This window comes from Nocardia pseudovaccinii (genome assembly GCF_050942345.1).
GTDB lineage: Bacteria > Actinomycetota > Actinomycetes > Mycobacteriales > Mycobacteriaceae > Nocardia > Nocardia pseudovaccinii.
The window spans coordinates 1,493,302-1,514,166 of record NZ_CP192074.1 but is presented as its reverse complement, the minus strand read 5'-3'; the positions used below and the strand labels follow the sequence as shown (position 1 = coordinate 1,514,166).

General features: G+C 67.1%; 20 protein-coding genes. 13 read left to right on the top strand and 7 right to left on the bottom strand.

Annotated features, from left to right (window positions below; genetic code table 11):
* Positions 1-60 precede the first annotated feature (60 nt).
* Positions 61-927, top strand: coding sequence for a helix-turn-helix transcriptional regulator (locus ACQPZ2_RS06720; RefSeq protein ID WP_433524762.1), 867 nt, complete (start codon positions 61-63; stop codon positions 925-927).
* A gap of 293 nt (positions 928-1,220) precedes the next feature.
* Here ACQPZ2_RS06720 and ACQPZ2_RS06715 read toward each other — a convergent pair whose 3' ends face one another.
* Both ACQPZ2_RS06715 and ACQPZ2_RS06710 read right to left on the bottom strand, forming a co-directional pair.
* Positions 1,221-2,840: an acyl-CoA dehydrogenase family protein gene (locus tag ACQPZ2_RS06715; protein ID WP_433524761.1), complete on the bottom strand. Its 1,620-nt coding sequence runs from the start codon at positions 2,838-2,840 to the stop codon at positions 1,221-1,223.
* On the bottom strand, positions 2,827-3,456 hold the full coding sequence (locus tag ACQPZ2_RS06710; protein ID WP_433524760.1) for a TetR/AcrR family transcriptional regulator: 630 nt from the start codon (positions 3,454-3,456) through the stop codon (positions 2,827-2,829). The genes ACQPZ2_RS06715 and ACQPZ2_RS06710 overlap by 14 nt, the downstream gene beginning before the upstream one ends.
* A 66-nt stretch (positions 3,457-3,522) precedes the next feature.
* Between ACQPZ2_RS06710 and ACQPZ2_RS06705 the strand changes: the two genes are divergently transcribed.
* Together ACQPZ2_RS06705 and ACQPZ2_RS06700 are read left to right on the top strand one after the other, a co-directional pair.
* Positions 3,523-4,284, top strand: a complete 762-nt coding sequence (locus ACQPZ2_RS06705) for a crotonase/enoyl-CoA hydratase family protein (RefSeq protein WP_433524759.1) — start codon at positions 3,523-3,525, stop codon at positions 4,282-4,284.
* 2 nt (positions 4,285-4,286) lie between these two features.
* Complete coding sequence (locus ACQPZ2_RS06700) at positions 4,287-5,675, top strand: hypothetical protein (protein WP_433524758.1); 1,389 nt, start codon at positions 4,287-4,289, stop codon at positions 5,673-5,675.
* Here ACQPZ2_RS06700 and ACQPZ2_RS06695 read toward each other — a convergent pair.
* The gene (locus ACQPZ2_RS06695) at positions 5,662-6,888 is read right to left on the bottom strand and encodes an FAD-dependent monooxygenase (RefSeq protein ID WP_433524757.1); all 1,227 of its coding nucleotides are present in this window, start codon (positions 6,886-6,888) and stop codon (positions 5,662-5,664) included. The genes ACQPZ2_RS06700 and ACQPZ2_RS06695 overlap by 14 nt on opposite strands.
* A 77-nt stretch (positions 6,889-6,965) precedes the next feature.
* Here ACQPZ2_RS06695 and ACQPZ2_RS06690 point away from each other — a divergent pair, with 77 nt between their 5' ends.
* The 3 genes from ACQPZ2_RS06690 to ACQPZ2_RS06680 all read left to right on the top strand — a co-directional run bounded on the left by ACQPZ2_RS06690 (position 6,966) and on the right by ACQPZ2_RS06680 (position 9,752).
* Complete coding sequence (locus tag ACQPZ2_RS06690; RefSeq protein WP_433524756.1) at positions 6,966-7,517, top strand: TetR/AcrR family transcriptional regulator; 552 nt, start codon at positions 6,966-6,968, stop codon at positions 7,515-7,517.
* A gap of 92 nt (positions 7,518-7,609) precedes the next feature.
* On the top strand, positions 7,610-8,800 hold the full coding sequence (locus ACQPZ2_RS06685; protein ID WP_433524755.1) for an NAD(P)/FAD-dependent oxidoreductase: 1,191 nt from the start codon (positions 7,610-7,612) through the stop codon (positions 8,798-8,800).
* 10 nt (positions 8,801-8,810) lie between these two features.
* Entirely contained in the window at positions 8,811-9,752 is a 942-nt protein-coding gene (locus ACQPZ2_RS06680; protein ID WP_433524754.1) for a sigma-70 family RNA polymerase sigma factor, read from the top strand.
* Between the two features lie 79 nt (positions 9,753-9,831).
* Here the strand turns inward: ACQPZ2_RS06680 and ACQPZ2_RS06675 are convergent, their stop codons facing one another.
* Positions 9,832-10,509, bottom strand: a complete 678-nt coding sequence (locus ACQPZ2_RS06675; RefSeq protein WP_433524753.1) for a pyridoxamine 5'-phosphate oxidase family protein — start codon at positions 10,507-10,509, stop codon at positions 9,832-9,834.
* A gap of 81 nt (positions 10,510-10,590) precedes the next feature.
* Between ACQPZ2_RS06675 and ACQPZ2_RS06670 the strand changes: the two genes are divergently transcribed.
* From ACQPZ2_RS06670 to ACQPZ2_RS06655, 4 genes are all read left to right on the top strand, one after another.
* Complete coding sequence (locus tag ACQPZ2_RS06670; protein WP_433524752.1) at positions 10,591-11,988, top strand: PLP-dependent aminotransferase family protein; 1,398 nt, start codon at positions 10,591-10,593, stop codon at positions 11,986-11,988.
* 472 nt (positions 11,989-12,460) lie between these two features.
* Complete coding sequence (locus ACQPZ2_RS06665; protein WP_063036928.1) at positions 12,461-12,706, top strand: DUF2630 family protein; 246 nt, start codon at positions 12,461-12,463, stop codon at positions 12,704-12,706.
* Positions 12,703-14,133, top strand: coding sequence for a dihydrolipoyl dehydrogenase family protein (locus tag ACQPZ2_RS06660; protein ID WP_433524751.1), 1,431 nt, complete (start codon positions 12,703-12,705; stop codon positions 14,131-14,133). Before ACQPZ2_RS06665 ends, ACQPZ2_RS06660 begins: the two co-directional genes overlap by 4 nt.
* Before the next feature lie 14 nt (positions 14,134-14,147).
* Complete coding sequence (locus ACQPZ2_RS06655) at positions 14,148-15,653, top strand: carboxylesterase/lipase family protein (protein ID WP_433524750.1); 1,506 nt, start codon at positions 14,148-14,150, stop codon at positions 15,651-15,653.
* A gap of 1 nt (position 15,654) precedes the next feature.
* On the opposite strand, the gene ACQPZ2_RS06650 is transcribed toward ACQPZ2_RS06655, so the two are convergent.
* Both ACQPZ2_RS06650 and ACQPZ2_RS06645 read right to left on the bottom strand, forming a co-directional pair.
* The gene (locus ACQPZ2_RS06650; protein ID WP_433524749.1) at positions 15,655-16,524 is read right to left on the bottom strand and encodes an Fpg/Nei family DNA glycosylase; all 870 of its coding nucleotides are present in this window, start codon (positions 16,522-16,524) and stop codon (positions 15,655-15,657) included.
* Between the two features lie 137 nt (positions 16,525-16,661).
* Positions 16,662-17,519 (bottom strand): NAD(P)H-binding protein, encoded by an 858-nt coding sequence (locus ACQPZ2_RS06645; protein WP_433524748.1) that lies wholly within the window; start codon positions 17,517-17,519, stop codon positions 16,662-16,664.
* Positions 17,520-17,639: 120 nt separating this feature from the next.
* Between ACQPZ2_RS06645 and ACQPZ2_RS06640 the strand changes: the two genes are divergently transcribed.
* Entirely contained in the window at positions 17,640-18,623 is a 984-nt protein-coding gene (locus ACQPZ2_RS06640) for an Lrp/AsnC family transcriptional regulator (RefSeq protein ID WP_433524747.1), read from the top strand.
* Here ACQPZ2_RS06640 and cobF read toward each other — a convergent pair.
* The gene (gene cobF / locus ACQPZ2_RS06635; protein WP_433524746.1) at positions 18,599-19,339 is read right to left on the bottom strand and encodes a precorrin-6A synthase (deacetylating); all 741 of its coding nucleotides are present in this window, start codon (positions 19,337-19,339) and stop codon (positions 18,599-18,601) included. The genes ACQPZ2_RS06640 and cobF overlap by 25 nt on opposite strands.
* A 42-nt stretch (positions 19,340-19,381) precedes the next feature.
* On the opposite strand from cobF, the gene ACQPZ2_RS06630 reads away from it, so the two are divergent.
* The gene (locus tag ACQPZ2_RS06630) at positions 19,382-20,188 is read left to right on the top strand and encodes a thymidylate synthase (protein WP_063036939.1); all 807 of its coding nucleotides are present in this window, start codon (positions 19,382-19,384) and stop codon (positions 20,186-20,188) included.
* Positions 20,185-20,733 carry a dihydrofolate reductase gene (locus tag ACQPZ2_RS06625; RefSeq protein WP_433524745.1) on the top strand — a complete coding sequence of 183 codons (549 nt, stop codon included), beginning with the start codon at positions 20,185-20,187 and terminating at the stop codon, positions 20,731-20,733. Before ACQPZ2_RS06630 ends, ACQPZ2_RS06625 begins: the two co-directional genes overlap by 4 nt.
* Positions 20,734-20,865 lie beyond the last annotated feature (132 nt).

The window sequence follows — 20,865 nt, the reverse complement described above, 5'->3', positions numbered from 1 at the left end:
TCGCAGATCCAGCTTGATAATTGGGTGATTGTCGGCCGAATTTGGACTATTTTCGGTGTCATGACCGAGGCTACCCGGGTGGTCCGGCACCGCCGTGGTGTTCCGGTGTACGACTATCGGAGTGATCAGGTCACGCCGCCGGTGTCGCTGCTGCGCTTCGATCGTCATGCCGGACTCGGGCACCGCCCGCATATTCACAACTTTCCGGTATTGCTCTACGTCCGGTCCGCCGGTGTGGTGTACGTCGTCGCCGCAGGTCAGGTAATCGAGGCCGCGCCACCGCACGAGTTCGAAGGCGCGGTCGGGGTGTTCTTCGATCCCGCGACGCTCGGCGATGCCGGACGCGCGCCATGGCCCGCGTGGCGAGCGCATCCGTTGCTGTTTCCATTCCTGCACGAGCATTCGGGTGGGGTGCTGGAATTGACGGTCCCGGTGGAACGAAGACCGTTGTGGGACAATGCGATTGCCGCCATTGATGTCGAGCTGGCACAGCGACAGGAGGGATATCGGCAGGCGGCGTCGGCACATCTGACACTGCTGCTGATCGACCTCGCGCGGCTGGCCGCCGACGTGGTGGGAGATTTGCGGCGCAGCGGCGAACCGCTGCTCGCCGAGGTGTTCGATGTGATCGACCAGCGGCACACCGCACCGCTGTCGCTACGCGATGTGGCGGATGCGGTCGGCATGACCCCTGGGCATCTGACCACCGTGGTGCGCCGCCGCACCGGACGCACCGTGCAGGCCTGGATCACCGAGCGGCGGATGACCGAGGCGCGGCGGTTGCTGGCCGAGACGGATCTGCCGGTCGGTGAGATCGCCCGGCGGGTCGGGATCCCGGACGCGGGCTACTTCACTCGCTTGTTCCGGCGCAACAACGATCTGTCACCTCGACAATGGCGCGCCCAGTCTGGTTCGCTCGCGCGCTGACGCAGGCACCGCAGCGCGCTGACGCAGGCACAGCAATGGGCCGACGCAGGGCACCACAACGCACCAACGCAGGGCACCACAACGGACCCACGCAGGCACCCGCAGCAGACTCGCCCGAGCACCCGCAGCAGGCTGTCGCGAGTGCCGCAGCAGGCTGTCTCGAGCGCCGCAGCGAGCTGGCCCGCGCACTCACGACGCGCTGAGGTGGGCGCGTGCAGCCGTAGCGCGCTGAAGTGAGTGCCTGCACGAAACCCGTCGTCGGCGCCGACACGGGATGCCCGCGAACAACCGGGTCAGGTGAGGGCGCGCGCGATGATGTCGGTGGTGTTCACGCCGGTGGGGAGGGTGCCGAAGGCGATGCCCCAGTCGCCGCCGAGGCGGGTGGCGCAGAAGGCGTCGGCGACTGCGGGGTGGCCGTGCCGGACGAGTTGCGCGCCCTGTAGGACCAGGGCCATGAGTTCGACGACGCGGCGAGCGCGGTATTCGATTTCGTCGAGGTCGGACAGTTCCTTGCCGAGGCGAGCGATGGCATCGTCGAGGCGAGGGTCGGCGCCAGAGGCCAGCGAGACTTCGTTGAAGAAGGCCTCTACCGTTTCGGGCTGACGGCCCATGGCGCGCAGAGCATCCAGCGCCGCGACATTGCCGGAGCCTTCCCAGATCGACATGAGCGGGGCCTCACGATAGAGGCGCGGCATACCGGATTCCTCGGCATAACCATTGCCGCCGAAGCATTCCAAGGCCTCGGCCGCATGCGCGGGAGCGCGCTTGCAGACCCAATACTTGGTGACCGCCAAGGCGATTCGGCGCAGCGCGGCCTCGGCGGGGTCGGTGCTCGCACGGTCGGTCGCACCGGCCAGGCGCATCATGACCGTGGTGGCTGCATCGGATTCGATCACCAGGTCGGCGAGCACATTGCGCATCGCGGGTTGATCGATCAGCTTGGCCCCGAACACTTCTCGGTGTCGCGCGTGGTGCGCGGCGTACACGGCGCCGACGCGCATGCCGGTGGCGGAGCCGATGACGCAGTCCAGGCGGGTCATATTGACCATTTCGATGATGGTCTTGACGCCGGCCCCCTCCGTGCCGACCAGCCAGCCGGTGGCGTTCTCGTATTCGATCTCCGAGGACGCGTTCGACTTGTTGCCGAGCTTGTCCTTGAGGCGTTGGATCCGGATGGGATTGCGGGTGTCGTCCGGGAGGACGCGCGGCAGCAGGAAGCAGGACAGACCGCCGGGCGCCTGAGCCAGGGTGAGGAACATATCGGACATGGGCGCCGAGGTGAACCACTTGTGGCCGACGATGCGGTAGCTGCCGTCGGGTTGCGGTGTGGCGGTGGTGGTATTGGCGCGGACATCGGAGCCGCCCTGCTTCTCGGTCATCGACATGCCCGCGATGAGACCGGCCTTCGCCGACGGTTCGCGCAGGCCGAAATCATAAGTGCGGGAACCGAGTAGCGGTTCGTAGATGGCCGCGAGTTCCGGATTGTGGCGCAACGCGGGCACGACGGCGTAGGTCATCGAGATCGGACACATATGCCCGGCGTCGGCGACACCCCAGGTGTAGAACTTGGCCGCGCGGGCGGCATGGGTGCCGGGCCGGTCGTCGAGCCAGGGCGAGCCGTGGAGTCCGTGCGCGACAGCGACTTTCATCAGCTCGTGCCAGTACGGATGGAATTCGACCTCGTCGATGCGATTGCCGTAGCGGTCGTGCGTATGCAGGACGGGCGGGTATTCGTTGGCGAGGCGGCCCCACTCCTGCGCTTCGAACCCGCCTGCGAGCCTGCCGAGTTCACGCACTTCGGGTTCGGCCCAGCCCGCGCCTTCGCGGTGCAGTCCCTCGAGCAGGGCCGGGTTCTGCGCGACATCGAAGGGCACGATGTCGGGAACCTGGTTGAAGACTTCATGCGTCGACATCGGACACTCCTGAGTCGGATTCATCGCGCACACCGAGTGCGCGTAACGCGAAACTGATGAGTTCGGGCACAACGGATTCGCTGTGCGGTGCGTCGGCCAGCGGGCCGACCAAGACCTCGCCGATCGCGCCGACGAGCGCGGCCGCGCTGGTCTTGGCACCCTGCGCGGGCAATTCACCGCGCGAAACACCCTCCGCGACAGCGGATTCGAAGGCTTCGGCAAAGGCGCGGCGGAAGCGAAGCCGCTCGGCATCGACCACGGTATCGACGGGTTCGACGAGCAGGACGTAGGCGAGTTTCGGATTCTTCAGCGCCCGGCCCGCGAAGGTTTCCACCGCCGCGGTCACCCGCTCGACGGCCGTTCCCGAGGCACTCGCGGTAACCACCGCGGCCACTTCGTGCGCGACCACCTTCCGGAATACCGCGCTCACCAGGTCGGCCTTGCCACTGAAGTTCTTGTAGACCGTTCCGGTGGCCACGCCCGCCTCGGCGGCGACGGCCGCCATGGACAGTCCGGCATAGCCCGCGCGCGACAGCACCTTGGTCGCTGCCTGCACGATCAGGCCCGCCTGGGCATCGAGGCGAGCCTGCACAGCAGGGGTTCTGCGGTAGGCCATACAAGAAGTGAACCACAAATTCATTTCTTCACACAAGGGTACTTCCGACGGCGTATGGTCGTGCTCGTGACTGTGCGAATCGAACGCAACGGGCCCGTGACCACCGTGATCCTGCACCGCCCCCAGGCACGCAATGCCGTCGACGGCCCGACCGCCGCGGCCCTGGTCGACGCATTCCGCGAATTCGATGCCGATCCGGATGCCGCGGTCGCCGTGCTATGGGGCGACGGCGGCACCTTCTGTGCGGGCGCGGACCTGAAGGCGCTCGGCACCGAGCGCTCGAATCGGGTCACCGAGGACGGTGACGGTCCGATGGGACCGACCCGAATGCGACTGTCCAAACCGGTGATCGCCGCGGTCTCCGGATACGCGGTCGCGGGCGGACTGGAGTTGGCGCTGTGGTGCGACATGCGAGTCGCCGAGCAGGACAGTACCTTCGGCGTGTTCTGTCGCCGCTGGGGTGTGCCGCTGATCGATGGCGGCACGATTCGGTTGCCGCGCATTGTCGGCACCGGGCGCGCGATGGATATGGTGCTCACCGGTCGCGCCGTCGGCGCCACCGAGGCGCTGCAGATCGGGTTGATCAACCGGGTGGTGCCGAGTGGCGAATCCCGCAGTGCCGCCGAACAACTCGCCGCCGAGCTGGCCGCACTGCCGCAGACCTGCCTGCGCTCGGACCGCATGTCGCTGCTGGAGCAGGACGGTATGGACGAAGAGGCTGCGCTGCTCAACGAGTACCGACACGGCCTGAAGGCCCTGGCCGACGGAGCCCTGGACGGCGCGCAACGGTTCGCCGACGGTGCGGGCCGTCACGGTTCGCGTACCTGACAATGACTGCTGCCCAACGGTTGAGCGTCGTCGACGAGATCTTCCTGCGCACGCATCGCGGGCTCGGCACCCCGATCGCGCTCCAGGGTCTGTGGCGCACCGCCGATCGCGTCGATCCGGAGCTACTACGGCGGGTGCACACGGTCCTGCGGGTCGGGCCGTTGGGGCGCAGAGTGATTCGGCCTTCGGTTCCGGGTGCGCGTCGCAGCTGGCGGGCGAATGCGCGGGCATATCCGCTCGAGTTCACCGATGGCACTATCGCTACCGAGGACCTGCTCAGGTGGGCCGACGAGCAGGGCGCGAACCTCGATCCCGAATACGGTCCGGGTTGGCGATTGTCGACCGCCGCCTTGGATGACGGCGGATCGATTGTGTCGCTGACCTGTTCGCATGCGCTCGCGGATGGGAGAGCGCTGGTGCTCGCGGTCGATGATGCGCTGGGCGGCCCGAGCCTGACCACGTCGCCGGTACCGGCGGATACCGGATCAGGCATGAGGTCGGCATCGAAAGCAGGGGAACCAGACCGGTCCGACGCGCGAATGAATGCGTCGCTGGGCCGGGAAACCCGAGCTGCGGCATCGGATTGGTCCGATACTCGGCGGCAGTGGTCGATCGTTGTGCGCGGCACATTTCACGCGCTTCGTCGCGGAATCCCCGAACGTCCCGCCCGGACTGCGCCGACTCGCGAACAGGGGATATCGACGCCTGAAAGCGGGTCGGTCGCTGGACGCGTCGGGGCTGAGAGCGCGCCGACCCTCAGCGTTGTACTGCAGTGCCCCGCTGCCGACTGGGAGTCGGCGGCCGCGGCGCAGGGCGGTACGGCCAATAGCCTGTTCATCGCACTGATCGCGAAGATGTTGTTGGCCAGTGGATTTCCCGCCGAGACGATCGATGCCAGCCTTCCGGTCGACACCCGCGACGAGCCGCGCGTCGACAATGACCTCGCGATGACCGAGATCACCATCGAGCGCACCGATACTGCGGCCACGATTCGCGAGAAGGCCCGAATCGCCTACGAACGGCGCATGTCCAGCCCCGGCGGGATGCCGGAGGAACTGCTGCAGGTGATTCCGGATCGCTGGGCCTACGCGTTGTCCAAGGGGGCCGGTGAACGAGACATCCTGTGCTCCAACATCGGAACGCTCCCCGACTCGCTGCGCTCCCTCGGCCCACACCGCTGCACCGGCGTCGCCGCCCGCGCCATCCACCCCGGCCTCACCGCGGACCTCCTCCCCCGCACCCGACTATCCGGCTATCTCTGCCGCATCGCCGACACCTACACCCTCGCCGTCGTCAGCCTCGACCCCGCCCACATCGGCACCCCAGGAACCCTCCGCACCCTGGCCGACGAAACCGCAACCGCCCTCGGCCTCCCGATCACCCTCTGGTGACCGCCGCGGCGGGCGACGGTGGGTAGTCCTCGACGGTCATCGAGTTGTAGAGGCGTGCGCTCTTGGTGGTGAGGCGGATGAAAGCGCGGCCGGCCCCTGCGGGCAGGGCGGAAATCAGGCGGCTGCCCTGGACCAGTCCCGACACTCCGAGGCGTGACGTGGGGATCAGTGTCTTGCCCGCGCTCAGCGCGACCGCGTGGCTGCCGCGTATGTGATCCGCCATCGCGCGCTCGTAGGCGGGGAAGGCGCGCTCGTGGTCGCCGCCCGCGCGCGCCAGCTCCCCTGCGAGGACGTACGCGCCGACGACGGCCAGGGTGGTGCTGCCGCCGACGGCAGGGCCGGGGCAATAGCCCGCATCGCCGACGAGCGTCACCCGCCCCCGCGACCAGGTGTCCATATGCAGTTGGGTGATCGAGTCGAAGTAGAACGCCGGGGTGCGGTCGAGTTCGTCGAGCCAGCGGTCCACGTCGGCGTGCATGCCGCCGAACGCATTGCGCAGCAAGTCCTTCTGCCTGGGCACGTCACGGTGGTGGTAGTCGAGCTCGCGCACGCTCCGGAACAGGAACAAAGCCCTCGCGTCGCCGAGGTGCCGCGCGCCGTACATGCCAGCGGTTCGGCCGACGCCGACGTGGATGCGGAGCTCGCCGTCCAGACCGAAGCCGTTGGGCAGGGTCAGCACCCCTAGGTACGCCCCGATGAAGTCGCTGAAGCGGGACTCGTCACCGAAGACGAGGCGGCGCACGTTGGAATGCAGCCCGTCCGCGCCGATGACGAGGTCGAAGCGGCGCCGCGTTGCGTTCTCGAACCGGACCTCGCCGTCGGGTGAGATCGCGGTGATCGAGTCGCCGAAGACGTACTCGACGTCGTCGCGCGCGGCGTCGTAGTAGATCTCGCTCAGGTCGTCACGCATGATCTCGACGTGCCGGTCGGAGGTGGCGCCGAAGATCTTTGCGAGGTCCACCTGGACGGGACGCCGTTTGCCCTCCGGGTAGAGGGTCATCCGCTTCGTGCCGGTGGCCCGCTCCTCGACACGTGACAGCACGCCCATCTTCTCCGAGATGTCCATCGCGGGCCGGAACAGGTCGACCGCGTGGCCGCCGGTCTTGCGCAGAGCCGGTGCGCGCTCGACAACGGTGGCGGAGAAGCCGTGCCTGGTGAGCCAGTACGCCAGCGCCGGACCGGCGACGCTGGCGCCGGAGATGAGAATCCGCATGAGAATTTCCCCTTACTTAACGATAAGTAAGGGTAGCACCGTTACTTACCTATCGTTAAGTAAGATAGGCTCGCAGCATGCCTCGGCCCTCCGACACCAAGCAGCGGATCCAAGAGGTCGCCCGCGAACTCTTCGCACAGCAGGGTGTGCATCGGACCGGCCTGCAGGAGATCGCCGACCGGCTCGGTATCACCAAACCTGCGCTCTACTACCACTTCTCCTCACGCGAGGAACTGGTCCGCAGCATCGTGCAGCCGATCATCGACGAGGAAGAAGCGTTCCTCGAGGAGCAGGAGGCACTGCACGAGGTAGAGCCCCGCGCCCTGCTGGAGGGCTACTTCGACTTCCACTACCGCCACCGCAAAGACATCGTGCTCATGCTCGCCGAGTTGACCACCCTCGCCGACCTGGGCCTGATCGACCTGGTGCTGGCCTGGCGCGGACGGCTGGTGCAGCTGTTGTGCGGCCCCGAACCCACACTGGAGCAGGCCACCCGTGCCGTGATCGCCTTCGGCGGCCTCCAGGACTGCACGATCCAATTCGCCGACGTGCCAGAAGACGAACTCCGCCGAGCGGCCGTGGACGGCGCCTGCGCCACCCTGGGCATCGCCTCGCGCCCCGAACCCTGACTCTCGAGGGTGATCCACGTCACTGGAGAGTGCTGTCAGAAATTCGGGGGCTGTCTCGTTCAGGAAGCACGCGAACCAGACAGGAGCGAATCATGAAGCACCGCATCGTCGTCCTCGGGGCCGGATACGCCGGAGCCTTCTCGGCCGGATACCTGGCGCGCCAACTCCACCGCGACGACTTCGAGATCACCGTCGTCAACGCCGAACCCGATTTCGTCGAGCGGCTGCGCCTGCATCAGCTCGCCGCCGGGCAGGATCTGCGCCACCGGCCGCTGGCGGAGGTGTTCGCGGGCACCGGCATCCGGTTACGACTGGCGCGGGTGACCAATGTCGACGCCGAGCACCGGACTGTCACAGTCACCGACGGCGAGGGCATCGACCGGCTCGAATACGACACCCTGCTCTACGCGCTCGGCAGCACCGCCGCCGACCACGGCGTTCCGGGTGTCGACGAGCACGCCTTCCACGTGGCCGCGCGGCCGTCCGCACTGCGCCTGCGCGCACGCCTGGACGAGCTGGGCGAGGACGGGAAGGTGCTGGTAGTCGGCGGCAATCTGACCGCGATCGAGGCCGCCACCGAGCTCGCCGAATCCCGTCCAGGACTTCGGGTCAGCCTCGCCACCAGCGGCGAACTCGGCGGCTGGCTGGGCACGAAGGCCCGCCGTCACCTGCTGCGCACCTTCGACCGGTTCGATATCACGGTCCATGAGCACACCACCATCGAGCGCGTCGAGGCGGAGGCGGCGGTCGCCGCCGACGGCACCGTTTTCGCCTCCGACGCGACCGTGTGGGCCGCCGGCTTCGCCGTCCACCCGATTGCCGCCGCCAGCGGCCTCGAGGTGGCATCCAACGGCCAGATCACGGTCGACCGTCAGATGCGGTCGATCTCGCACCAGGATGTCTACGTTGCCGGTGACAGCGCCTTCGTCATCGGTGCGAACGGTCGGCCGTTGCCGATGTCGTGTGCTTCCGCGGGGTTCACCAGCATGCAGGCGACGGCCGCGATCATCGGGGACCTGACCGGGCGCAAGATCTCTACGACCTCGCTGTCGTACGTCGGCAACCACATCAGCCTCGGCCGCAAGGACGCGATCTTCCAGCTGGTCGACGGTGACGCGCGATCGAAGTCGTGGGCCCTGTGTGGCCGGATGGCCGCGCGCGTCAAGAAGGCAATCCTCGACACTTCCGCTTGGAGCCTGAGCCACCCGACCTTCGGAATGCCGAGTCACAGGTACCGCTCGGCCACCACCGGAGAGCACTCGCCCGCCGTGGTCGCCGCATAAAGTCGCGCTCATGGACACTGCCACCGTGGCGCGTTTCGAGGCCAGCCGGAATCGACTGGCCTCGCTCGCCTACCGTCTGCTCGGCTCGGCCGCCGACGCCGAGGACACGGTGCAGGACGCGTTCCTGCGGTGGCAGGCCGCCGACCGGGAGTACGTCGACGTGCCCGAGGCATGGCTGACCAAGATCGTCACCAATCTGGCGCTCGACCGGCTCCGCTCGGCGAAGGTGCGGCACGAACGCGCGGTCGGCGCCTGGATGCCCGAACCGCTCCTCGACGGCGACCCGATGCTCGGCCCGGCCGACACCGTCGAGCAGCGCGAATCGGTGACCCTGGCGGTGCTGACTCTCATGGAGCGTCTGTCGCCGGTGGAACGGGCCGCTTACGTGCTGCGCGAGGCCTTTGCGTACAGCCACGCCGAGATAGCCGAGATTCTCGGCATCACCGAGTCCGGGAGTCAGCAACACATCCACCGAGCGCGGCGTCGAATTGCCGCCGCCAGCAACGGCAATGACATCGACCGTGCCTCCGCGCGTCGAATCGTCGAGGCGTTCGTCGACGCCGCCTCCTCGGGCCGGACCGAACGGCTGGTGGCGCTGCTGACCGACGATGCGACCGGCATCTCCGACGGCGCCGGGCTGGGACTGGCCGAGAGGCTGATCCGGTACTCGACCCCGGAGCGGATCGCGAGCGCGGTGCGGGCGGGCTTCAAACCATCTCCGGCCAAGCGAAGACTCGCCGGTGGCTCGCCCTCGATCCACGCCGTCGTGGTCAACGGTTGCCCGGCCATGCTCGCCACGCTCGACGAGCGGGTCCTGGGCGTCGTGATCCTGGAGATCCGGGACGACAAGATCGCAGGCGTGCGCGGCATCGCCTCCGCGGACCGGCTCGGTCGCCTCACCGAGGAATGGCGGCGGCAGGAGCATGACGTCCCGCTGATCGAATCGTGGTAACCGACTGTCCGACACTCGATCTCACGTTCGTCCGTTAATTCCGGTTCGCGCCGACTTGACTGAGCCGGGACAGATCGGGTCAACGGGCGGGGACGGTGTCGGTTCGATCGAGTACGTCCTGTGGTATCTCGATGCCCGGTTCCAGGTCGTCCGAGGAGATCGGGGCGTCCCATACCTGGCGCAAGGGCAAGACGCCCGCCCAGACGCCACCGGTTTCGATATCGGCAGCATCGTCCTTGGGGCCGCCGGTTCGGACCTTCACCGATGCCTCGGTCAGGTCGAGGGCCAGGACCATGGTGGCAGCCATTTCCTTTTTGCTGGGCTGCCGCACGCGATCCCACGCACCCGGGGCGGAGTGTTCGACGATGACCCGCAGCGCGTGCATGCGGTCATCGGGATCGGTGAGTTCGATGGCACGGCCGCGCACTACGGCCGAGCGGAAGTTGGCGGAGAAGTGCATGGCCGAGCGGGCGTAGACGATGCCGTCGACCAGGGTGACGGCGACGGAGATATCGCCGGTCAGTGCTGCCCGCAGATTTCCGGCTCCGGTCGAGCCGTGCAGGTACAGCGTGTCGCCGTCGCGGCCGTAGACGGTCGGGAGCACCACCGGACTGTCGCCGAGCAGCACGCCGAGGTGGCAGACCAGGCCCGCGTCGAGCACCGCATCAAGTTCGGCCCGATCGGTCCGGCCACGCTCCTTGGAACGTGTCAAGGTGGTACGTGGGGTAGGCGAAAGCGGCGGCCGAGAGTTCGTCATACCTCTAGCGTGGAGCCGGAAGTGGCATTCTGAAATAGCCAATTCATGGAAATTCGAACAGTCCAATTCGGGAGGTGCGCGATGCTGGAGGAACTTCCGCTCGTCCTCGACCGCGAGGCTGAGCAGCCATTATCGGTTCAGGTCGCGGAAGGGCTGCGCGCCGCGGCGAGCAACGGACTCCTGCGCGCGGACGATCGACTCCCCTCGTCGCGAGCGCTGGCCCAGCGCCTCGGCGTGAGCCGCACGGTGGTCGCCGCCGCCTATGACCAACTGCACGCCGAGGGCTGGATCGCGGGCCGCCGCGGCTCGGGCACCTACCTGACCACCGCCCCCGCCGAACCGCCCGCACAACCGAGCGCACACGGCACCGCCGAGCACGCGCCTGACCTGCTCGATCTCGGCCCCGGCGCGCCCTGCACCGAGGCCCTCGACCAGGCAGCCTGGCGACGCGCCTGGCGCGCGGCCGCCGACGACTCCCCCATCATCCGCAAGAATCGCGGCGGCGAACCGGAATATCGCGCTGCGGTCGCCGAACACCTGCTGCGCCACCGCGGCCTCGGTGCGGGCAGTAAGTCCGTGGTGCTCGCGACAGCCGGAACCAGTTCGGCCGTAGGCGAACTCGCGGCCGCCCTCCTGCGCCCCGGCGATGCCATTGCCATGGAAGATCCGGGCTATCAGCGTGCCGCGGGCGCGTTCGTCGCGGCCGGAGTCCGGGTACTACCGGTGCCGATCGATGCCGACGGCCTGCGAGTCGACCGACTGCCCAACCGCATCAAGGCCGTGTATTGCACTCCGGCACATCAATTTCCACTCGGCACGCGCATGCAAGCGGCGCGGCGCGTACAACTTGTCGAATTCGCAAGGCGCGCTGGTCTACTCATAATCGAGGACGACTACGACGGCGAATTGCGTTATGACACTGCCCCTTTGCCGCTACTCGCTGCTATGGCTCCGGACGTTGTCGTCCATCTCGGCACCACGAGCAAGATCCTCTCGCCGACCTTGGGTGCCGGCTGGCTCGTCGCCGCCCCGGATATCACCGAAGCCGTTGTCGCGCACCGCGAACGAACCGGTACCGGGCCGAGCCCCGCGGGCCAGCGAGTACTCGCCGCATTCGCCGAGCACGGCGATCTCGCGAGACACCTGCGCCGACTGCGCCGCGCGGTGCCCCCACGCCGCGCCCTGGTCGTGGACGAGCTGCGCCGCCGCGGACTCGAAGTACTCGGCGACGATGCCGGTTCACACGTGGTGGTGCCACTGAATTCGGCCGAAGCCGAACGCCGTGCCGTGACAGCGGGCCGAACGCGCGGTGTGGAACTGGACGGACTGTCCCGCCATCACCTTGTGGTACAACAACATCCACTCGCCGCAGCCGTTGGTCCGCACACCTTCGGCATCGCCCTCGGCTACACGGCACTGAGCTGGACCGAGCTGCGTACCGCGATTCCGATTGCCGCAGAATGCCTTACACAGCCATAGCCCAACGTTGCCTCCCTTGCCGTCCGGTGGTCGGCGCGAACCGAACTGCTGGAACACTCCGCCCCGCGCACCCGGCCGAGTCCGTCTTCGATGGCGGCGATCGCGCCCGTGCAGTCGATGACCACCTCCCAACCCGGGCGGTCGAATTCGTCGGCGGCGGTGGTGGCGATATGGCACGAAGTCGGACCCGTCGGCCGCAGACGCCCCGCTGCGGTGCTGAGACGATCGCCGCTGGGACGGTGCGGTGCTGGTGCACGGCGCGGCACAGCGGAATGGGACGCCTTCACCGTAGGCGTTTCCAACGGCGAGTTCGACCGTGCGTAGTCCCGCGAGAACAAAGCATCAGGCCCGGTCCGGACCATTCGGATCGGGCTTTTTCGTGCACGCGGAACCAGCCGTTACGGCACCGATCAGCCCCGGGCCGATTCCCGAAGGACCGTGACCGCGCCGACGCGGTCGTAGCATGGTCCCCATGACCGAACAGGACATCCTGGCGCGTATCAAAAATCTGGTCGATCGTGAGCATGATTTGCGATCCAGGGCGACGGCGGGTGCGGTCGATCCGGTAACCGAGCGGCAGCAGCTCGCCGCACTCGAAGTAATGCTCGATCAGGCCTGGGATCTGCTGCGGCAGCGCCGGGCGCGCATCGACGCCGGGGCCACGCCCGAGGAGGCGCAGGAGAACCCGGCCCGTCAGGTCGAGGGTTATCTCCAGTGACCTCCGATTCCACCGCCGAATACGACGTCATCGTGATCGGTGGTGGGCCGGCGGGCGAGAACGCCGCCGCCTACGCCATCGCGGACAGCGAGCGCACCGCCGTGATCGTGGAACGGGAACTGGTCGGCGGTGAATGTTCGTATTGGGCTTGTATGCCGAGCAAGGCGCTGCTGCGACCGGCCCACGTGCTGTCCGGCGCCGAGGCGATGGCCGGAATCACCGCGAGCGGGCTCGATGTCGACGCGGTCTTGAAGCGGCGCGATACCTTCACGCATAAGCACGACGACAGCTCGCAGGTCGACTGGGCGAACGACAATCGCATCGAGGTGATCCGCGGCACGGGACGGCTCGCGGGCGAGCGATTGGTCGAGGTCGGCGGCCGACAGCTGCGCGCCCGGCACGCGGTGGTGCTGGCCACCGGCACCAAGGCCGCGGTTCCCGATGTGCCCGGATTGCGCGATGCGCTGCCGTGGATTTCCCGCGATGCGACCAATCTGCACGAGGTTCCGCGCCGGGTGGTGATCATCGGCGGTGGTGTGGTCGCGTGTGAGGCGGCAACCTGGCTCGCCGCGCTGGGCGCGAATGAGATCACCATGCTTGTCCGCGGCGATGCGTTGCTGGGCAATGCCGAACCGTTCGCGGGGGAACGCGTTGCTGCGGCGCTGTCCGATGCCGGTGTTCGGGTTCTGTTCGGCACCCAACCCACACGGGTGGTGCGCGCCGATGCGAAGGACTCCGGCGAGGGCTGGATCCACGGCGGTGTGGTGACCGTCGAGATCGGCGATGACGAGATCGAGGCCGACGAGGTCTTGGTCGCCGCCGGGCGCGGACCGGCGACGGCGGAACTCGGCCTTGGCTCGGTCGGGCTGCCGGACGGCTATGTCGAGGTGGACGACCGCTTGACGGTGCGCGGCATTGACGGCGACTGGCTTTATGCGGTCGGCGATGTGAATCACCGTGCGGCGCTTACACATATGGGGAAGTACCACGCCAGGGTGTGCGGTGATGTCATTGCTGCGCGGGCCGAGGGGCGCGCGCTGGCGGATGCGCGATACGCGGCGACGGCCGACCACGGGCAGGTGCCGCAGGTGGTATTCACCGCACCGGAGGTCGCGTCCGTCGGGCTGACCGAGGCGGCGGCGCGTAAAGCGGGCTATGCGGTGGAAACCGTGGAGCTCGATATCGCGGTCGCCGGATCGGCGCTGGCCCGCGACGATTACGCGGGGCGGGCGAAGATCGTCATCGATACCGCGACCGACACGCTGCTCGGGGCCACTTTCGTCGGACCGGAGGTCGGCGAGTTGATCCACGCGGCGACCATTGCCGTGGTCGGCGAGGTGCCGCTCGCGACGCTATGGCACGCAGTGCCAGCCTATCCGACGGTGAGCGAGCTCTGGTTGCGTCTGTTGGAGGCCCGCCGCTCGTAGTTACCATCGGAAAGATGTCCGAGATAACGACCGCCGACGGAGTTGTCCGCGGTTACCGCGGCCGTCGCGTCCTGCGCTGGCGCTCCCTGCCCTATGCCGCCCCACCGGTCGGCGACCTGCGATTTCGCGCACCACAGCCGGTGGCCTCGTGGACCGGTGTCCGCGAGGCCACCACATTCGGGTTCGCCGCGATGCAGCATCGGACCGGTGCAAGGATCGGGCCGCGCCGGTATCAGCCGACCAGTGAAGATGCTCTGACACTCAATGTCGTCGCGCCGATCGAACCATCGACGACACCCCGGCCGGTAATGGTGTTCATTCACGGCGGCGGGTATCTGATCGGCACCTCGGCGCTCGGTCTGTATTCCGGTGCGCGACTGGTGGTCGGCGGCGATGTGATCGTGGTGTCGCTGAACTACCGGCTCGGTGCGTTCGGTTACGTCGATTTCGGCGAATTCAGCACGTCCGAGCGAGCTTTCGACAGCAACCTCGGACTGCGCGATCAGGTCGCGGCGTTGGAGTGGGTGCGGCGCAATATCGCGGCGTTCGGCGGAGATCCCGGCAATGTCACCATTTTCGGCGAGTCCGCCGGTGCCCATGCGGTGCTCTCCCTGCTGGCCACACCGGCCGCCAAGGGACTGTTCCATCGCGGCATCGCACAAAGTCCGCCCGCCGATTGGGGTATGAGCGCAGAGGATGGGCGCGCGTTCGCCCGACGATGTATAGACGCGCTCGGAGCCACACCCGATACCGCAGCCAAAGCACTGATCACCGCCGGTGCCAACGATATTCGGCGCGCGGTCGACAAGACCAGCGACAAGGTACTGCGGGAGCGGCCCGGGCTGTTTCCGATCGCGCCGGTCGTGGACGGCGAATATCTGCCGCAGTCCCCGATCGATGCGATTACCGGCGGTGCCGCACATCAGGTTCCGCTCATCATCGGTACCAATCGCGATGAGGGCACATTGTTCGCGCGGTTCGGCGATGAACTGCCGACCACCCCGGATCGCCTGCATTCCTTGCTCACCCGTGCCGGTGGCGCGGAACTCGAATCCCGCGTTATCGCAGCCTATCCCGGCTATCCGGATGCGAAGGCCGCCGTTCGTGCCGGTGGAGATTATGTGTTCTGGCGACCTTCGGTGACCGTGGCGGCGGGTCACAGTTGCTACGCACCGACCTATTCCTACCGTTACGACTTCGCTCCGCGCACACTGCGCCTCGCGAGGATCGGCGCGACCCATGCCACGGAGCTGATTCCGGTCTTCGGTGCCGCCAATTCGCCGATCGGCCGGGCCTTCACGGCAGCGGGCGGGCGGCGGGGGATGCAGTCGGTCACTCGGCAGTTCCAGGACAATTGGCTCGCATTCGCGCGGACGGGGCGACCGCTCCCCTCGTGGCCCGCCTATACCGAAGACCGGCGGACAACGCTGATCATCGATGAGATCACCCGGTTGGAGAATGATCCGGACAAGGCCAAACGTATTGCCTGGCAAGGCATCCGGGTGCCCACGTTGATCTGAACTACTTCAGCAGGCGCGACATGCGACGGTCCGCGAGTACCTTGCCGCCGGTCTGGCAGGTCGGGCAGTACTGGAAGGAACGCTCGGCGTAGGAGACCTCACGGACGGTGTCGCCGCACACCGGGCAGGGCAGGCCGGTGCGGGCGTGTACCCGCATGCCGGAACGCTTTTCGCCCTTGAGACGGGCGGCGTCCTGGCCGACCGAGCGCTGCACGGCGTCGGCGAGCACCGAGCGCATGGCCTCGTAGAGCACCGAAATGGTCTCCGCCGACATTGTTTTGGTGTTGGCGAAGGGTGAGATCTTGGCGGTGTGCAGAATCTCGTCGGAGTAGGCATTACCGATCCCGGCGAGCAGGGTCTGGTCGACGATCGCGGTCTTGATGCGTTGCGATGCGCCGTGCAGGATCTCGCCGAATTGCTCCTCGGTCACCTCGAGTGCGTCCGGGCCGAGGCGCGAGATGCCGGGCACGAGTTTCGGATCGTCGACGATGTACACCGCGAGCCGTTTCTTGGTGCCCGCCTCGGTCAGGTCGAATGCGGGCGTCATGCCCTCCTGGGTGAAGAAGTGCACCCGCAGCGCGAGCGGGCTCTTGCCGCCCGGTTTGGGTGGCGTCTGGCTCGGCTCATCGATCCAGCGCAACCATCCGCCGCGCGACAGATGGGTGATCAACCAGAGTCCGTCGCACTCCATCCCGAGGAATTTCCCCCACCGGCCCGCCCCGGACACATCGCGCCCGGACAGCGCCGTAACCGGCGGATCGAACGTCTTGACCGCACTCAAGGCCGCCACATCGACACGCCCCACCACAGCGCCGACCGCGTGCTCCCGCAGGAACTGCGCCAACGCCTCCACTTCCGGTAGCTCAGGCACGCCCCTCAGGCTACCCGGCCCCACCGACATCGGCGCAGCTCACGCGAACGGTTGAATCAAGATCAGGTGGACATGGTGGCGGTGGCTTCGGGCGATGCCGCCACAGATTCCACCTGATCTTGATCGCCTGGCGGGCGTTAGGCTGCGGGGGCGAAGTGGGGGCGGTGGTGCTCGGCCCAGGTGTGGAAGGGGCGGGGTGGGGTTTTGGTGATGTGCTCGACGGTGGGGTGGATGACCGAGGTGAAGGCTTCTAGGGCGGTGGCGCGTAGGGCCATGATCGCGTCGGCCATTTCGTCGGGGACGCCGTGGTCGATGATCGACTGGCGGGCGGTGGCGGGTTCCACTTCGACGTAGCGCAACGGGCGGTCGAGTACGTCGGCAAGGATTTCGGTCTGCTCGCCGGGGGACAGCGGCTGCGGGCCGCTCAGGGTGTAGATCTCGCCCTCGTGGCCGTCGGTGGTGAGTGCCGCAGCGGCGACGGCGGCGACGTCGTGCGGGTCGACGACGGCGATGCGGCCCTGGCCGAACGGGGCGTAGACCGCGCCGTGATCGCGAATCGAACCGGCCCAGTGCAGCGCGTTGGCCATGAATCCCAAGGGGCGCACCATGGTCCACGGGACTCCGCTGTCGCGGACCGCCTGTTCTCCGGCGCGGTGCCAGGTGGGAATCGGATCGGTCGCGGTGTCGTCACCGGTGCGGCCGGATGACAACTTGACGATGTGCCGAACGTCCGCACGGGCTGCGGCTTGCGCGAGATTCGCATCGTGCGTGGGGATTTCGGGGCCGCTGGACAACAGGAACACTCGATCGACACCACGCAACGCCTCGGTGAGGCTGTCGGGATCGCCCAGGTCCGCGCGTACCACCTCGATGCCGTCGGGCAGTCCGGCGAGTTCGGGCCGCCGGGTCACCGCCCGCATCGGAACATCCTGCGCCAGCAACTGGCCGACCAACTCACGGCCTACGGTTCCGGTCGCTCCGGTCACCAGAATCATCGACTTCTCCTTCGTCTGCCGGGCCGAGCAGCCCGAGGCGAAGTCCACCTTCGGCAGACGCGCCGAAATTCACCATCAACCGAAGAAGATCAACAGATACTTTCCATATCAAGCGCAAATATGAAAGATATTTCCATGCTCGACGACGTAGACCGCGGCCTGATCCACGCCCTGCACATCGACGGCCGCGCGCCGTTCAGCAAGATCGCGGCGGTCCTCGACGTCTCTACCCAGACCGTCACCCGCCGCTACCAACGCCTGCGCGCCACCGCCGGACTGCGCGTGGTCGGCCTCGCGGATCCGAGCCACGCCGCACACACCCAGTGGTTGGTGCGCCTCACCACCACGACGGCCAGCGGCCAGAACCTCGCGAACTCGCTGGCCCGCCGCCCGGACACGTCATGGGTCAAACTCACCTCCGGCGGCACGGAAATCCTTCTGGTAGTCAATATTCCGCGCGGTGAGGCCTCCCGCTCGATATTGCTGCGGGACCTCCCCCGTGCCGCAGGTATTACCGCCGTCTCCGCGCACTACGTTCTGCACACCTACCTCGGCGGACCGACCGCATGGCGCGGCCACGTCACCGCACTGACCGAACAGCAACGAAAACAATTGGAGCCGAACCGATCCGGGCCCACACCCCGTCGTGGCCTCGCGGACTCCGATGCCCCGCTACTGAACACCCTGCAACAAGACGGCCGAGCGACCTTGGCCCACCTCGCCACGGCGACGGGCTGGTCCCAAGCCACCGTCACCCGTCGACTCACGGAACTACAAGCGGCACAGGCGATCTTCTTCGATGTCGAACTCGACGATGCTCGCTTCGGCGCCACCACCCAAGCGCTGCTGTGGATGTCGGTGGCACCGTCGCAGCTCGATCGCGTCGCAACCGCACTGGCCGAGCACGAAGAATTGGCCTTCGTCGCCGCCACCACCGGTCCGAAAAACCTTGTCGCGCAAGCCATGTGCTCGGATCCCGAGGCCCTGCATCACTACCTCACCCGGCGCCTCGGGGCATTCGAGGCCATTCACACGTTGGAGACCACACCCGTCCTCGTCACCGTGAAGGCCGTTTCGCATCAGGAGCCCGGACGTAGGAGGTAGACGTCCATGATCCAACCCTTTTCGGCACGTAACCGAGTGCGCCGCTCGACGATCTCCTGTTCGACCGCACGCAGCGGTCCTTCGATCAGCGTCTCGTCGGGCATTCCCAGATACGCGCCCCACCAGATGTGCACGTCGTCGCCGGGCACCTCCGTGAACGAACAGTCACCGTCCAGCATCACCACGGTCGAGCCGCTGAGTCCGTCCTCGCGCAACCGACGCCCGGTGGTGACGTGCACCGGCTCGCCGATGCGATGCAGCACCATCCGATGCCGAGCGGCCAAGGCCTGCACGCTGGTGATGCCGGGAATGACCTCGTAATCGAAGCTCTGGGCACCGCGATCCAGCACCCGCTCGATCATGCGCAGCGTGCTGTCGTAGAGCGAGGGATCGCCCCAGACGAGGATGCCGCCGACACCGTCGACCTGCGCGAACTCATGCTCGAGCAGCGCCGAACGGCGATCGTGCCAATCTTCGACAACGCCCTGATAGTCGGCGGGATCGCGGTCACGCGGCGGATCGGCGATCTCCACGATGCGGTACGGGTGATCGAGGTGTTCGGTCAGGATCGACGTGCGCACGTCGACCAGTTCCTGTTTCTCGGCCCCCTTGCCGATCACGAAGAACACCTCGACCTGCCGCATTGCCTTGATCGCCTGGACCGTCACCTGGTCCGGATCCCCGGCACCGATGCCGATCACGTAGAGCTTGCGCATGGCTCGAGCTTGCCAGGCACGACATGGGTAAGCTCGCCAGGCGTGGCCAACAATGCTGATACCCAGTACGAGGACCTGCTGCGCTCGGTCCTGGAGTCCGGCACCGCGAAGGCGGATCGCACCGGCACCGGCACGCGCAGCGTCTTCGGCCATCAGCTGCGCTACGACCTCGCCGCGGGCTTTCCGCTGATCACCACCAAAAAGGTGCATCTGAAGTCGATCGTCTACGAATTGCTGTGGTTCCTGCGCGGCGATTCGAATGTGGCCTGGCTGCACGAACACGGCGTCACCATCTGGGACGAGTGGGCGGATCGCCACGGCGAACTCGGCCCGGTCTACGGCGTGCAGTGGCGATCATGGCCCACCCCCAACGGCACCCATATCGACCAGATCGCCGAAGTGCTGCACACCCTGCGCACCAATCCGGATTCCCGGCGCATCATCGTCTCGGCCTGGAATGTGGCCGACCTCGACAAGATGGCATTGGCGCCGTGCCACGCGTTCTTCCAGTTCTATGTGGCCGACGGCAAGCTGTCCTGCCAGCTCTACCAGCGCAGCGCGGACCTTTTCCTCGGCGTGCCGTTCAATATCGCCAGTTATGCACTGCTCACGCACATGGTCGCGCAGCAGACCGAGTTGGAACCCGGTGAATTCATCTGGACCGGCGGCGATTGTCATATCTACGACAACCACGTCGAGCAGGTCACCGAGCAGCTGACCAGACAGCCCTACCCGTTCCCCACATTGAACCTGCGGCCCGCGCCGACGCTGTTCGATTACGTCTACGAGGATGTGGAAGTGGTCGGCTACCAACACCATCCGGCGATCAAGGCGCCGGTTGCGGTATGAATGCGGCATCGCATAGCGATTCGGTGGGGGGTGGTGGTCGGGCGACGGGAGGGCGCGACCGCACCATCGGTTTGATCTGGGCGCAGACTCCGGACGGGGTGATCGGCTTCGAGAACACCATCCCCTGGCGCGTGCCCGAGGATATGGCGAATTTCAAGGCCGTCACCATGGGTCATCCGGTCGTGATGGGCCGGCGCACCTGGGATTCCCTGCCGCCTCGATTCCGCCCGCTCGACGGTCGCCGCAATATCGTGGTGACCCGGCAGCCGGACTGGTCGGGCCCGGGTGCTGAACGCGCCGCATCGCTGTCCGAAGCTATGGCCGTGACCGCGCCGGAGGACGTCTGGATCATCGGCGGCGGCGAAATCTACCGAGCCGCCATGGATTTCGCGACCGACCTACTCGTCACCGAGGTGGACACCGCCGTCGATGGCGACGCCTACGCACCCGCCATCGGCCCCGAATGGCACGCCGACGACACCGACCCGTGGCACGAATCGACGACCGGCCTGCGCTTCCGGATTCGTCGCTACACCCGCAAGTAGTTCGACTTTCGAGCACCGATCGGCAGCGAACACGCCGCATACCGCCACGGCGACCAAACCGGACACACGTCACCCGGCATTCGGGCATACTCCTGGATATCAGCCCGTGTCACCAGCCCTGATCCGGCTGAT